Source organism: Streptomyces sp. NBC_00029 (assembly GCF_045160505.1).
GTDB lineage: Bacteria > Actinomycetota > Actinomycetes > Streptomycetales > Streptomycetaceae > Streptomyces.
The window spans coordinates 895,182-908,781 of record NZ_CP108292.1 but is presented as its reverse complement, the minus strand read 5'-3'; the positions used below and the strand labels follow the sequence as shown (position 1 = coordinate 908,781).

9 protein-coding genes are annotated in these 13,600 nt (G+C 70.0%); all 9 read left to right on the top strand.

Annotated features, from left to right (window positions below; translation table 11 throughout):
• Positions 1-158 precede the first annotated feature (158 nt).
• Positions 159-2,816, top strand: a complete 2,658-nt coding sequence (gene adhE / locus OG753_RS04510) for a bifunctional acetaldehyde-CoA/alcohol dehydrogenase (protein WP_405787274.1) — start codon at positions 159-161, stop codon at positions 2,814-2,816.
• A gap of 187 nt (positions 2,817-3,003) precedes the next feature.
• Positions 3,004-3,714, top strand: a complete 711-nt coding sequence (locus tag OG753_RS04505; protein ID WP_030895875.1) for a response regulator transcription factor — start codon at positions 3,004-3,006, stop codon at positions 3,712-3,714.
• 346 nt (positions 3,715-4,060) lie between these two features.
• Positions 4,061-4,939 (top strand): universal stress protein, encoded by an 879-nt coding sequence (locus OG753_RS04500; RefSeq protein ID WP_405787272.1) that lies wholly within the window; start codon positions 4,061-4,063, stop codon positions 4,937-4,939.
• Between the two features lie 82 nt (positions 4,940-5,021).
• Positions 5,022-7,724, top strand: coding sequence for a pyruvate, phosphate dikinase (ppdK, locus tag OG753_RS04495; RefSeq protein ID WP_326746955.1), 2,703 nt, complete (start codon positions 5,022-5,024; stop codon positions 7,722-7,724).
• 277 nt (positions 7,725-8,001) lie between these two features.
• Positions 8,002-10,272 (top strand): formate C-acetyltransferase, encoded by a 2,271-nt coding sequence (gene pflB / locus OG753_RS04490; protein ID WP_405787270.1) that lies wholly within the window; start codon positions 8,002-8,004, stop codon positions 10,270-10,272.
• Complete coding sequence (gene pflA, locus OG753_RS04485; RefSeq protein ID WP_053626424.1) at positions 10,269-10,997, top strand: pyruvate formate-lyase-activating protein; 729 nt, start codon at positions 10,269-10,271, stop codon at positions 10,995-10,997. Before pflB ends, pflA begins: the two co-directional genes overlap by 4 nt.
• A 1,389-nt stretch (positions 10,998-12,386) precedes the next feature.
• Positions 12,387-13,064, top strand: coding sequence for a universal stress protein (locus OG753_RS04480; RefSeq protein ID WP_390032295.1), 678 nt, complete (start codon positions 12,387-12,389; stop codon positions 13,062-13,064).
• Between the two features lie 40 nt (positions 13,065-13,104).
• Positions 13,105-13,293 (top strand): universal stress protein, encoded by a 189-nt coding sequence (locus OG753_RS04475; RefSeq protein ID WP_390032293.1) that lies wholly within the window; start codon positions 13,105-13,107, stop codon positions 13,291-13,293.
• Entirely contained in the window at positions 13,290-13,565 is a 276-nt protein-coding gene (locus tag OG753_RS04470) for a hypothetical protein (RefSeq protein ID WP_326746951.1), read from the top strand. The genes OG753_RS04475 and OG753_RS04470 overlap by 4 nt, the downstream gene beginning before the upstream one ends.
• Positions 13,566-13,600: the final 35 nt, after the last annotated feature.

Genomic DNA, 13,600 nt, shown 5'->3' with positions numbered 1-13,600 from the left:
ACAGCGGCCGGAGACCATCGGGCCCCGTCGAGGGACCTTCGGGACCTCCGCCGAGGACGCGTCCCGGGCAAGGCTGTAGGTGACAGGACGGAACGGGTGGCCACCCCGGTGGCCGGCCACGTGTGGCCACAGTGCCACCCACACCCAGGGAGCTTTCCATGACACAGGCGACCAGCGACCCCCGCACCACCATCGACGGCACCCCGTCGGACACGCTCATCGCCGTGAACCTCCTGGTCGACAACGCCTCCAAGGCGCTCGCCGACTTCGAGTCCTTCACGCAGGAGCAGGTCGACCACATCGTCGCCAAGGCGTCGGTGGCCGCCCTGGATCAGCACACCGCCCTGGCCCGCTCGGCGGTGGAGGAGACCGGGCGGGGTGTCTTCGAGGACAAGGCGGCGAAGAACATGTTCGCCTGTGAGCACGTCACCCACAGCATGTCCCGGGCGAGGACGGTCGGCGTCATCGGCCGTGACGACATCGAGGGCATCATCGAGATCGCCGAACCCGTAGGTGTGCTCTGCGCGGTCACGCCCGTCACCAACCCGACCTCCACCACCATCTTCAAGGCGTTGCTGGCGCTGAAGACACGCAACCCCGTCGTATTCGCCTTCCACCCCTCCGCACAGGCATGCAGCACCGAAGCCGCACGCATCGTGCGGGACGCCGCCGTCGCCGCCGGAGCGCCCGAGCACTGCGTGCAGTGGATCGAGGCTCCCTCCATCGAGGCCACGAGCCTCCTCATGCGACACCCAGGCGTCGCGCTGATCCTGGCGACCGGCGGCAACGCCATGGTCAAGGCCGCCTACTCGGCCGGCAAGCCCGCCGTCGGCGTCGGCGCCGGCAACGTGCCCGCCTACGTGCACCACAGCGCGGACCTGCGCCGGGCGGTCAACGACCTCGTCCTGTCCAAGTCCTTCGACAACGGCATGATCTGCGCGTCGGAGCAGGCGGTCATCCTGGACGCCGACGTGTACGACGAGGCGCTCGCCGAGTTCCGGCGCCTGCACGCGTACATCGCGACGGCCGAGGAGAAGCGGAAGCTGGAGACCTACCTCTTCCCGCCCGGCCCGGCCGGCCAGCAGGGCCGCGTCAACCCGGCCGCCGTCGGGCAGAGCCCCGACCGGATCGCCGAGCAGGCCGGGTTCACCGTACCAACGGACACCTCGCTCATCCTGGCCGAGGCGAGCCACGTCGGGCCCGACGAGCCGCTGACGCGGGAGAAGCTCTGCCCGGTCCTCACCGTGCTGCGGGCAGCGTCCACCGAGGAGGGCTTCGATCTAGCGGCCGACATGGTCGACTTCCACGGGCAGGGACACAGCGCGGTGATACACACCGGGGACCCGGCCCTGGCCGAGCGCTACGGCCGTCGTATGAAGACCGTACGGATCATCGTCAACTCGCCGTCCTCGCAGGGAGCGATCGGCGGCATCTACAACCGTCTGGTTCCGTCCCTGACCCTGGGCTGCGGTTCCTGGGGCAGTACTTCGGTCTCGGACAACGTCTCGGCCGCCCAGCTGCTCAACATCAAGCGCGTCACCACCCGGCAGAACAACATGCAGTGGTTCAAGGTGCCGCCGAAGATCTACTTCGAGCCCCAGGCCATCCGCTACCTCGCCGCGATGCCCGACGTTCACCGCGTCACCGTGGTCACCGACGCGACCATGACCCGGCTCGGTTACGTGGAGCGCGTCAGCCGTGTCCTGCAACAGCGGCAGCAACCCGTGACCATCCAGGTCATCGACGACGTCGAGCCGGAGCCGAGCATCGACTCCGTACAGCGTGGCGCCGCCCTCATGCGCGACTTCCGGCCGGACACCATCATCGCCCTGGGTGGCGGATCCCCGATGGACGCGGCGAAGGTGATGTGGCTGCTGTACGAACAGCCGGACGTCGACTTCGCCGACATGCGGCAGAAGTTCTCCGACATCCGTAAGCGGGCCTTCCGCTTCCCGGTGCTCGGCAAGCAGGCCCGTCTCGTCTGCGTCCCCACCACCTCGGGCACCGGTGCCGAGGTCACCCCCTTCGCGGTGATCTCCGACCCGGCGACCGGCAAGAAGTATCCGCTGGCCGACTACGCCCTGACCCCCAGTGTCGCGATCGTCGATCCCGTCCTGACCGCCGAGCTGCCCGCGTCGCTCGCCGCCGACAGTGGCTTCGACGCCCTCACCCATGCCACCGAGGCGTACGTATCCGTCTATGCCAACGACTTCACCGACGGTCTGGCGCTGCACGCCATCAGGCTGGTCTTCGACCACCTCGAGGCGGCGGTCACCGGCGAGTCGGCACGGCGGAGCGTGGCACGGGAGAGGATGCACAACGCGGGCACCATCGCCGGCATGGCCTTCGGCAACGCCTTCCTCGGCATCGTCCACGCCATGTCCCACACCCTGGGCGCCACCTTCCACATCGCCCACGGGCGGACCAACGCGATCCTCCTGCCGCACGTGATCCGCTACAACGGCACCGTTCCCGGCAAGCTGACGGGATGGCCCAAGTACGAGAGCTACCACGCGCCCGAGCGGTTCCAGGACATCGCCTGCGCCCTCGGGCTCCCCGCATCCACCCCCGCCGAGGGCGTGGCCTCGTACGCCGCCGCGGTGGAACGCCTGCGGGACGCCGTGGGCATCGAACCGTCCTTGCGCGCCCTGGGACTTGACGAGGCCGCCTTCATCGGCGCGCTGCCGCAGCAGGCACTGAACGCCTATGAGGACCAGTGCGCCCCGGCCAACCCGCGCATGCCGATGCTGGACGACATGGAGGACATCATGCGCGCGGCCTACTATGCCGGGCCGCGGCCCCTTCCCTCCTTCTGACCGCGCGTAGGGCGGCGGCCCCTCTGCGGGCGGGCCGCCGAGACCGTGTGGACCAGGGGTCCAGGGCAGCCATCTGGGGCGCGGCCGCGTATGAGGGCCATCCGGCCCTGGCTGAAGGTCCCACTCGCAAGGCACGATGCAGTGGATCCGCCGGCGGGCGGACGATTCGGCGGACTCGGAGTGTGCGATGACGGACAGCAGCGGCGGCCTCACCGGGAAGGAACCGGTCAGGGTCTTCCTCCTCGACGATCACGAGGTCGTGCGCCGCGGTGTGCACGATCTGCTGGACGCCGAGCCGGACCTGACCGTGGTAGGGGAGGCGGGCACGGTCGAGCAGGCGCTCGTCCGTGTGCCCGCGCTGCGCCCGCAGGTCGCCGTCCTGGATGTGCGCCTGCCGGACGGGGACGGCGTGAGTGTCTGCCGGGAGCTGCGCTCCCGCATGCCCGACCTCGCCTGCCTGATGCTGACGTCGTTCGACGACGAGGAGGCGCTGCTCGACGCGATCATGGCCGGCGCTTCCGGATACGTGCTCAAGCAGATCACCGGAACCGACCTGGTGAACGCCGTGCGGACGGTCGCATCCGGCCAGTCCATGCTGGACCCCGGCGCTACGGCGCGGGTGATGGCCCGGCTGCGCGGCGGACCTCCACAGGAGGAGCTTCCACAGGGTCTGCCCGGCCTGACGGAGCGCGAGCGTGAGATCCTCGCTCTTGTCGGGGAAGGGCTGACCAATCGTGAGATCGGTCAGCGGCTCTACCTGGCGGAGAAGACGGTCAAGAACAACATCTCCCGGCTGCTCGCCAAACTGGGCGTCGAACGGCGAGTGCAGGCCGCCGTCATCGCCACGCAGGCTCTGGCCGCCCAGGGAGACCAGAGCGGGCGGCTCGGCAAGGTGTGACGGCTGTGCCGGGATCTGAGCGCAGGTTCACGCGCCCGCGAAACGGCTGAGCGGCCCGGCCCGGCGTCCTTCTCGGACGTCGGGCCGGGCCGCTTCCGCATGTCTGCCGGAGAGGCCGGCCGGGGCCGTCCCCGAAGCGCGGCGGGGCCGTCAGGCGTGCGACACGACAGCTACGGGGCAGCGGGCGTGGTGCCGGAACTGCATGGGCGACCGACCGCCCGGCGGTGTGCGGTCGTGTGGGGCCTACAGGACCCGCAGCAGGGACCTGTGGCCCCTCGGCGGGTGGGTCGTAGGCAGGCCACTGTGGAGATGCAAGGCCCTTCCCCGTTCTCCCGAGGAGCCGTTCATGTCCCGCACCGTCACCGTCACCGTCGGCTTCGACGGATCCCGTGAGAGCCTCGCCGCCGTGGACTGGGCTGCCGGGGAGGCCGTGCGCCGCGCGGTGCCCATCCGTATTCTCCAGGTCTGGAGCAAGGACGACGATCCGCGTACGCGCCTGGTGGCCCCGGCGACCGCTCAGGCGTGGGGTGAGCGGGCGCTCGGTACGGCGGGGAGGCGACTGCGCCGACGCCACCCGGGTCTGCGGACCGAGACGCAGTGGGTCTGCGGTGACCCGGTGGAGGAGCTGTGTGCCGCCGCGGACGAGGCGGAGCTGCTGGTGCTCGGCTCCCGTGGCCTGGGCGGGCTGGCCGGCTTCCTCGCCGGATCCGTCTCGCTGGCCGTGCTCGCCCGCACCCGGCGCCCGGTCGTTCTGGTCCGCCCGCACAACCGCCCGGCGGCCGGGGAGGACGGACCGGCCGGAGAGGTCGTGGTCGGCCTGGACGTGTCCGCACCAGGCGACGAGGTGCTCGCCTTCGGCTTCGCGGCGGCCGACCGGTACGGCTGCGGTCTGCGGGTACTGCACACCTGGGCCGTTCCGTCGCTCTACGGAGCCGACATGGGCGCCGCCCTGCAACTGATGTGGGCGGAAGTCGCGCAGGACGCGCGCCGGGCGCTCGACGAGGCGCTGGCCCCGTGGACGGAGAAATACCCTGGTGTGTCCGTCGTCCGTGAATGCCGCCAGGGCCGGCCGGCGCAGGACCTCGCGGAAGCCTCGCGAGGGGCCCGGCTGGTCGTGGTGGGTCGCCGGAACCGGCGTGCGCGGATCGGCACGCACATCGGGGCCGTCACCCACGCCGTCATCCACCACTCCCTGGCTCCCGTCACGGTCGTGCCACACGACTGACCGACCGAACCGGCCGCTACCGTGCGGCATGCCGCCCCGCTTCCCGGGACCCGACATCCACCGAAGAGACAGGCGAGCAGCCATGACCACCTATGTGTACGACTTCTCCGAGGGCGGCCGGGACATGGCCGGTCTCCTGGGAGGCAAGGGAGCGAACCTCGCGGAGATGGCGCGCATGGGCCTGCCCGTGCCGCCCGGCTTCACCGTCACCACCGAAGCCTGCCGGATCTTCCTCGCCACGGGGCAGGCTCCGGACGGCCTCGACCGGCAGATCGGCGAGCATCTCGCGGCGCTGGAACGAGCCGCCGGGAAGCGGCTCGGCCAGGTGGACGACCCGCTCCTGCTCTCCGTCCGCTCGGGGGCGAGGTTCTCGATGCCGGGCATGATGGAGACCATCCTCGACATCGGGCTGAACGATCTCTCGGTCCTGGGCCTGGCCAAGACCCCCGAGCGCGAACGCTTCGCCTGGGACTCCTACCGGCGCCTCGTGCAGATGTTCGGCAGTACGGTCATGGGCGTCGACGGCTCCCACTTCGAGGCGGCGCTCGCCGCCGTCAAGCAGCAACACAGCCGGGGCGACGACACGCAGTTGGACACCTGCGACCTCATCCGGATCGTCGAGACCTTCAAGGACCTGATCCACGAGCGGACCGGGGAGGAATTCCCGCAGGATCCGGCCGAGCAACTCCGGCGGGCGGTACTCGCCGTCTTCACCTCTTGGAACGGCGACCGCGCACGCCTGTACCGCCGGCGCGAGCACATTCCGGACGATCTGGGTACCGCGGTCAACATCCAGACCATGGTCTTCGGCAATCTCGGTGCGGACTCAGGCAGCGGCGTCGCCTTCACCCGGGATCCGGCGACCGGCCGACAGGGCGTCTACGGCGACTACCTGCCCAACGCCCAGGGGGAAGACGTCGTCGCCGGCATCCGCAACACCGCGCCCCTCCAGGACTTGGCCGGTCTCGACCCCGCGTCGTTCGCGCGGCTGCGCGGCTACATGGACCGGCTGGAGGCCCACTACCGCGATCTGTGCGACATCGAGTTCACCATCGAGCGCGGCACACTGTGGATGCTCCAGACCCGCATCGGCAAGCGCACGGCCCAGGCCGCCTTCGCCATCGCCTCGCAGCTAGCCGACGAAGGACTGATCAGCGAGCGGGAAGCGCTGGGCCGGGTCGGCGGCGAGGCGCTCGCACGGCTGATGTTCCCCCGCTTCGCCACCACGGACTCGAGCGAGGTCATCGCGCGGGGCGTGCCCGCCTCACCGGGAGCGGCCGTGGGCGCCGTCGTATTCGACTCCGCGGAAGCGGTCCGCAGGGCGGCCGCCGGCGAGAAGGTCGTTCTCGTACGTCAGGAGACGACGCCCGACGACCTGCCGGGCATGGTCGCCGCCCAGGCGGTGCTCACCGGCCGGGGCGGGAAGACCAGCCACGCCGCGGTCGTCGCGCGCGGCATGGGCAAGGTGTGCGTGTGCGGCGCGGAGGACATCGTCGTGGACACCCGGGAGCGGCGCTTCAGCGCCGGTGGCGTGACGGTCCCCGAAGGCACGGTCGTCTCCGTCGACGGGTCGGAAGGCGTGGTGCGCCTCGGCTCCGTACCCCTGGTCGACTCCGACGTCATGCGGTACTTCGAGGAGGGCGGCGTGCTGCCGGCCGACGGCACGGCCCGGCAGCCGGTGCGTGATGTGCACCGGCTCATGCTGCAGGCGGACGCCGTGCGGGGCCTGGAGGTCAGGGCGAACGCGGACACCCCCGAGGACGCGGCCCGCGCCCGTCGCTTCGGTGCCCAGGGGATCGGCCTGTGCCGTACCGAGCACATGTTCCTCGGCGACCGGCGCCCCCTGGTCGAGGCGATGATCCTCGCGCACGGCGACACCGAACGAGAGGCGGCACTCGCGGCGCTGCTGCCGCTCCAGAGGCACGACTTCATCGGCATCCTCGAAGCGATGGACGGCCTGCCGGTCACCGTCCGGCTGCTCGACCCGCCACTTCACGAGTTCCTGCCGGACCGCACGGAACTCGCCGTCCGTCTCGCACGCGGCGAAGCGCTCGGCACACCGGCCGATCCGCACGACAGCGAACTCCTGGCGGCCGTCACGCGCATGCACGAGGAGAACCCGATGCTCGGCCTGCGCGGCGTGCGCCTGGGGCTGGTGGTGCCGGGGCTGGTGGCCATGCAGGTACGGGCCCTCGCGGAGGCCGTCGTCGCGCGCAGGCGTGCGGGCGGCGACCCTCGGGCGGAGATCATGGTCCCGCTGGTGGACGCGGTCGAGGAGCTCCACCTCGTACGGGAGGAAGTGGACCGGGTCCTGGCAGAGGTTTCGCAAGAGACCGGCATCGACGTCACCTGCCCGGTCGGAACCATGATCGAACTGCCCAGGGCGGCTCTCACCGCCGGCCGGATCGCGAAGGAGGCGGCGTTCTTCTCCTTCGGCACGAACGACCTGACACAGACCACCTGGGGATTCTCCCGCGACGACGTCGAAGCCGCGTTCTTCTCCGCGTACCTCGACAAGGGCGTCTTCCCCGTCTCCCCGTTCGAGACGATCGACCGTGAAGGCGTCGGCCGGCTGGTGCAGATCGCGGTCGAGGAGGGCCGGGCAGCTCGCCCGGACCTGAAGATCGGCGTGTGCGGGGAGCATGGAGGAGACCCCGCTTCGGTCCACTTCTTCCACGGGGCCGGCCTGGACTACGTCTCCTGCTCGCCCTTCCGTGTCCCGGTCGCCCGCCTTGAGGCCGGCCGGGCAGCCCTGGAAGCGAACGGCACCGACGCGAGCGCATAGCCCCCGCACCGTGCTGCCCGGGGGCGCGGAGAGCCGCGTCGTCATGCACCCGTACCCGCCGCGGCTGCCGGGTAGGGCTCGTGACGCTCTGCGGGAGGGCCCATGGTCCCTCGCCCCGACGGGACCACAGGCCCTCTCCGCCCCGCTCACCGGGGCCGGTCAGCGGGCTCCGCCTTGCCTCTTCGACCCTGGCCGGCGACACAGCCGACGGGAACCATCAGCAGTGAGAAAGGGCGATCGCCCACCTCGCCTCCGCCCCGGCTCAGGAGATGACGACATGACCGTGACCGTCCAGCACTCTGCCGACCCCAGCCCCCTCGTCACCCGGTCGTGGCGTGGTCTCACCGGCGAGGAGTGGCAGCGACACATCGACGTCCGTTCCTTCATCCGGGCCAACTACACGCCCTACGAGGGCGATGCCGCATTCCTCGCCGGTCCCACGGAGCGCACCCGCACCGTGTGGAAGACCGTCACCGCGCTCTTCCCGGAGGAGCGCCGCAAGGGTGTGCTCGACGTGGACACCGCCATGCCGTCCACCATCACCTCCCACGCGCCCGGCTACATCGACCGCGACCTGGAACTGATCGTCGGATTGCAGACCGATGCTCCGCTGAAGCGGGCGATCATGCCCAACGGCGGGCTGCGGATGGTGGACAACGCGCTGCGCGCGTACGGCTTCGAACCGGATCCGTTCGTCACCAAGGTCTTCGGCACGTACCGCAAGACCCACAACGACGGTGTCTTCGACGCCTACACCCCCGAAATGCTTGGTGCCCGCAGGGCCGGCATCATCACCGGCCTGCCAGACGCCTACGGGCGAGGCCGCATCATCGGCGACTACCGCCGCGTCGCGCTGTACGGAACCGCCCGGCTGATCGAGGCCAAGCGAGCCGAGCGGACCCGGCTGGACGAGACACCGTCCACGGCCGACGTGATCCGCGACCGCGAGGAACTGGCCGAGCAGATCAGGGCACTGGGCGAGCTGGAACGGATGGCCACCTCTTACGGCTGCGACGTGTCCCGTCCCGCAGCCACCGCGCACGAGGCCATCCAATGGCTCTACCTCGGCTTCCTCGCCGCCGTGAAGGAGCAGAACGGCGCGGCGATGTCCCTGGGCCGCACCTCCACCTTCCTGGACGTCTACCTCCAGCGTGACCTCGACGAAGGAAAAATCGACGAGAGCCGCGCCCAGGAACTCATCGACGACTTCGTGATCAAGCTGCGGATCGTGCGGTTCCTGCGCACACCGGAGTACGACGCGCTGTTCTCCGGCGACCCCACCTGGGTCACCGAGTCCATCGGCGGCATCGGAGAGGACGGCCGCCCCCTGGTCACCCGCACGTCCTTCCGTCTTCTCCAGACCCTGTACAACCTCGGCCCCGCCCCCGAGCCCAACCTGACCGTGCTGTGGTCCCCCCGACTGCCGGCGGGCTTCAAGCAGTTCTGCGCCCAGACATCCATCGACACCAGCTCCATCCAGTACGAGTCCGACGACCTCCTTCGCCCCCGCACCGGCGACGACACCGCGATCGCCTGCTGCGTCTCCGCGATGGCGGTGGGCAAGCAGATGCAATTCTTCGGTGCCCGTGTGAATCTGGCCAAGGCGCTGCTGTACGCCATCAACGGCGGCCGCGATGAGATGAACGGCGAGCAGGTCGCCCCGGCGACGGCCCCGCTGACAGGCGAGCAGCTCGACTACGCCGATGTGGCCGACGCGTACGACCGCACGCTGGACTGGCTCGCCGCGACCTACGTCAACGCGCTCAACGTGATCCACTACATGCACGACAAGTACGCCTACGAGCGCATCGAGATGGCCCTGCACGACCACCCGGTGCATCGGACGATGGCCTGTGGCATCGCTGGGCTGTCCGTGGCGGCCGACAGCCTCTCGGCCATCAAGCACGCCCGTGTCAGGGTCATTCGGGATGCCACCGGGCTCGCCGTCGACTACCACGTCGCGGGCGACTACCCGACCTACGGCAACGACGACGACCGCGCCGACCGCATCGCGGTCGACCTGGTCCGCTCCTTCATGGCCAAGGTGCGCCGCCACCCGGCCTACCGGGGGGCCGAGCACACACAGTCGGTGCTCACCATCACCTCCAACGTCGTCTACGGCAAGCACACCGGCAACACCCCCGACGGCCGCCGTGCGGGTACGCCTTTCGCCCCGGGCGCAAACCCGATGAACGGACGTGACCGACACGGGATGGCGGCATCGGCGCTGTCGGTCGCGAAGATCCCGTATGACCAGGCCCGCGACGGCATCTCCCTGACGTCCACCATCACACCGGAGGGCCTGGGGCACGATCCGGCCGAACGTGCGGAACACCTCGTCGGAATCCTCGACGCCTACACCGCCGCAGGCGGTTTCCACATGAACGTCAACGTCCTCGACCGAGCCACCCTCGAGGACGCCATGGAACACCCGGACAACTACCCCGACCTGACCATCCGCGTCTCCGGCTACGCCGTCAACTTCGTCCGCCTCACGCGCGAACAGCAACTCGACGTCATCAACCGCACCTTCCACGGTGCGCGATGACCACGGGCCGCATCCACTCCTGGGACCTGTCCACCGGCGTGGACGGGCCCGGCACCCGGTTCGTTCTCTTCCTCAGTGGCTGCCAGCTGCGCTGCCTGTACTGCGCCAACCCCGACACCTGGCACATGCGCGACGGGCAGCCGGTCACCGTGGACGAAGTGGTGGGGCGCATTGAGCGGTACCGGCAGTTCACCACCCTGGCCGGTGGAGGCGTGACGCTGACCGGAGGGGAGCCTCTGCTCCAGTCCGCCTTCACCGCCGAGGTGTTCCGACGCTGCAAGGAGCTCGGCCTGCACACCGCACTGGACACCTCCGGCGCCCTCGGCACTCGCGCCGACGACGCGCTCCTGGCCGATACCGACCTGGTCCTGCTCGACATCAAGTCCTTCGACGCTGGCGTCTACATGCGCCTGACCGGCGGCCACCTTGCACCCACCCTCAACTTCGCCACCCGGCTGAACCGTCTCGGCGTCCCGACCTGGATCCGCTACGTCCTGGTTCCCGGCTGGACCGACGATCCGGCTGCCATCGATGGTCTGGGCCGCTTCCTCGCGGAACTGGACAACGTCGACCGCGTCGACGTCCTGCCTTTCCACAAACTCGGTACCCATAAGTACGACTCGCTCGGCATCCCCTTCCCGCTCCGCGACAATCCGGTTCCGGACGCCGCACTGGTCGAGCGCGTTCGCGACCAGTTCCGGGCGCACGGCTTGCGGGCACACTGAACCAGCCGGATGCGCGCCACATGAGACGCCTCTTCCGGCCCGTGACCATCAACTTCTCCTTGCAGCCGCCTCCACGCTACGAGGAAGGTCATGCGCACCGAACGCCGAGTGTGGGGCGCAGCCCGGGTACACCGATGGCCGGCAACCCTGTTCGGGTGCAGACCCTGTGCCGAGCTGACACGCCAGGCGCCGTTCTAGCTGCCGGACCCGTGCGGTAAGGCGCTTGTTGGCCTCCAGCGCGTTCGCGAGGTTGGTTTGGACGTCCGGCACACCGCCGCCATCCGCCCATCTCCCGTGGGTGCGCTGGCAGCGACGTGGACGCGTTCGAGCAGGTTGGGATGGCGGTAGAGGAATGTCCGGTCGACTCGAGCCGTGCGGGGCGAGGCCGGAGATGGTGATGTCCCCGCCGGACTTCACCGCGGCGTCGATGGCCTTCAGGACGCGTTCGCGGCGGCGGGCAGAGTCGGCCCGCTTCCCGTCGATCACGGGGTTGGCCATCCGGTAGGCCTTTCAGTGCGGAGACCTTCGGGCGGTCTGATCCTGGGCAGGTCGCGGGAGACGGCGCGGCGGGTGCGGCGGCAGCCGACCACGGGGCCGGTCTGCTCGACCGGCACGTCCCCCTCGACCCAGACCAAGCCGCGCGGCGGCTCGGCGTCCGCACGGTCGATTGGGCCAGGTCGTCAAGCTCGGTTTCGTCTCGCCGGAGGGCTCGGTGGAGGTAGGCCTCACCGGGACCGATCGCAGACTGGACCGCGTACGCGCTCCGAGAAGGCACGGCTAGCAGAGCAGTCTGCCTGGCAGTTGCGGCGCTGCCCCCTTCCTCGGCGAAGTCCGGAAGAGTCGCTTCCGCCGACTCTGCGCCTGGGCACCGCCGAGGCCGAGCACGTCGTGTGCCGTTGCATTAGCGGCTGGCCGTTGAACCGGCCGCCGCCGAATCCGCTATGCGGCGGTGAGCCGCGTACGGGCATGGGGGCCGCCCCGGGCGGTGGTCCAGGGCGGCAGGCTGGCTGGGTGGGTCGGTTAGGAGTCGAGAACACCTCGGCTCCAATGACCACCGCGCGTCCATCGGGGTGGGATGCGGCGAGGATGTCGCGGGCTGTCTTGAAGGCGTCGAGGAACCCCGCGCATGCTCCGCCGACATCGGTGGCCCAAGCCCGGTCTGCGCCGAGACGGTGCTGTACCGGGCAGGCTGTGGCGACCGCGAGCTGATCGGGTGCGCTGCCGAGCCGTCCGACACCGTCTTGTGGCAACGGTCGAATTCCATATGGAGACGAGCAGAACCCTTGGTGGGGACCTTCGGCCCCGACGAGGTACCTAGGGCCCCTCTTCTGTCCGGCGCTGGGGTGTCAGCGTGGAGCTGCCCCCAATAGCGGTCGGCGAGGAGGAGCTATGGAGAACAACAGCAGAAGTCCGGACCTCGGATCGGTCATCGTCGGTGTCGATGGGTCCGAGCCTGCCCGGTGGGCGGCGCTCTGGGCTTCGGACGAGGCTGCGCGGCGCCGTCGCCCCCTGCACATCGTGTACGGGTCCGACGTCGACGGCCGGGTCCTCGAGCTTTCGGACGACGACATGGAACGGGTCCGTGTCGCAGGGCGTGAACTGCTGGACGTTACGGCCGAGGCCGTGCAGGCCCGGCATCCTGCGCTCTCGGTCACGACGGAGTTCAGCCGTAGCGGGCCTGCGATGAGCCTGAGCCGGGCCGCGAGCGACCGCGGGACCCTCGTCGTCGGCAACCGGGGACCGGGCGGATTCAGCTCCTTGACCCTGGGCTCGGTCGGCCTCAAGGTCGCTGCGGACGCTCGTACCCCCGTGATCGTCGTGCGGGGGAGCGAGCACGAGGCCGTGAACGGTGTCGTGCTGGCCGCCGTGCGCGACGAGCGCGATCTCGATTGCGTCCGTCACGCCGCGCGTGAAGCCGAGCTGCGCAAGGCTTCGCTGCGGCTGCTGTACGTACAGGGCGTCCTGCAGTCCGTCGTATCCGCGGCGGGAGCAGCCGATGGCCAGAACGGGGTCGCCGGCCACCGTGGGCAGAGCTTGAAGGTCGTAGCCGAGCAGATCCGGGCTTGAGTGCCCCTCGCTGACGGTCCAGGCGGACGCGGAGAGGAGTGTGTCCGTCGCCGGGGTGCTGGTGGAGGCCTCCCGCCACGCCGATCTGCTGGTCATGGGTGGGCGCCGCTCGCCCGGCTACCTCGGGCGCACCCTGGGGCGCGTGACGCACAGCCTGCTGCACCATGCGTACTGCCCCGTCGAACTGATCCCGCGGCACGCCGACGAGCCCAGGAGCGAGGCGTCATGACGACCACCGAGATGGCCACCACCGAAGCCGGCGAGATTCTCGTCCGCATCGACCCGGCGGAAAACTGGTACGCGAGCCTGGCTCGGGCGGCAACCGAGGCCGAGAAGCGCGGGCTGGGGCTTCGCCTCGTCCTCACCACAGCCCCTCAACAAGATCTGCCCCCTGCCACCGAGAGCCGAAGTGCCACTACCGGCCAGTGCCCCTCAGAGGCGGAACGGTGGGGCGAGGAAGACGTCCGCCGTGAAGAACGAGGCACAGGCGGAACGCAGTAGCGCCAGGCACACGCTGAGCCCGGCCGGTGGACATC

What these genes read in the sequence shown, in the direction of transcription:
- adhE (WP_405787274.1), top strand. Translation starts at nt 159, where the DNA reads ATGACACAGGCGACCAGCGACCCCCGCACCACCATCGACGGCACCCCG.
- OG753_RS04505 (WP_030895875.1), top strand. Translation starts at nt 3,004, where the DNA reads ATGACGGACAGCAGCGGCGGCCTCACCGGGAAGGAACCGGTCAGGGTC.
- OG753_RS04470 (WP_326746951.1), top strand. Translation starts at nt 13,290, where the DNA reads ATGACGACCACCGAGATGGCCACCACCGAAGCCGGCGAGATTCTCGTC.
- ppdK (WP_326746955.1), top strand. Translation starts at nt 5,022, where the DNA reads ATGACCACCTATGTGTACGACTTCTCCGAGGGCGGCCGGGACATGGCC.
- OG753_RS04500 (WP_405787272.1), top strand. Translation starts at nt 4,061, where the DNA reads ATGTCCCGCACCGTCACCGTCACCGTCGGCTTCGACGGATCCCGTGAG.
- pflA (WP_053626424.1), top strand. Translation starts at nt 10,269, where the DNA reads ATGACCACGGGCCGCATCCACTCCTGGGACCTGTCCACCGGCGTGGAC.
- OG753_RS04480 (WP_390032295.1), top strand. Translation starts at nt 12,387, where the DNA reads ATGGAGAACAACAGCAGAAGTCCGGACCTCGGATCGGTCATCGTCGGT.
- pflB (WP_405787270.1), top strand. Translation starts at nt 8,002, where the DNA reads ATGACCGTGACCGTCCAGCACTCTGCCGACCCCAGCCCCCTCGTCACC.